Source organism: Streptomyces sp. SID12501 (assembly GCF_010550245.1).
Lineage (GTDB): Bacteria > Actinomycetota > Actinomycetes > Streptomycetales > Streptomycetaceae > Streptomyces.
Genome location: NZ_JAAGLU010000409.1, coordinates 1 through 524 on the forward strand (window position 1 = coordinate 1; position 524 = coordinate 524).

Genomic DNA, 524 nt, shown 5'->3' on the forward strand with positions numbered 1-524 from the left:
TGCCCCAGGACGACGCCGTCGCCGATCTCCACTGCGTCCCGCGGTGGTCGAAGTTCGGCACGCGCTGGCGCGGCGGGAGCCTCGACGTGCTTCTCGCCGACGTCCCGTCCGCCGCGCAGTACGCGCTGGTCGGCTGCTACGGCGGCTACACCACGAACCTGCCCGTGGCGGACCTGCTCGGCGGTCGCGCGTGGATCGCCCACACGTACGACGGGCGCCCGCTCGACCCGCTGCACGGCGGGCCCGCGCGGCTGCTGGTGCCGCACCTGTACCTGTGGAAGTCCGCCAAGTGGGTGCGGTCGATCACGCTGCTGCGCGACGACCAGCGCGGGTTCTGGGAGCGGTACGGCTACCACGACTACGGCGACCCGTGGCGCGAGCAGCGCTACCAGGGCGACTGAGCGCGCGATGACGACGCCCGACGTCCCCCGCCTCGGCGAGCGCTCCGCGGTCGCGCACGGCTGGCGCACCGCGACCCTGGTCGACGCGTGGCACGAGACCGCCACGGCACGCACGCTCGTGCT

Annotated in this window: 1 protein-coding gene; it reads left to right on the forward strand. The window is 74.2% G+C overall.

The features are described 5' to 3' along the window. Positions 1-401, forward strand: a 401-nt coding sequence (locus G3I71_RS46500) for a molybdopterin-dependent oxidoreductase (RefSeq protein ID WP_164324979.1), incomplete at its 5' end; no start/stop codon positions are given. Between the last annotated feature and the right edge of the window lie 123 nt (positions 402-524).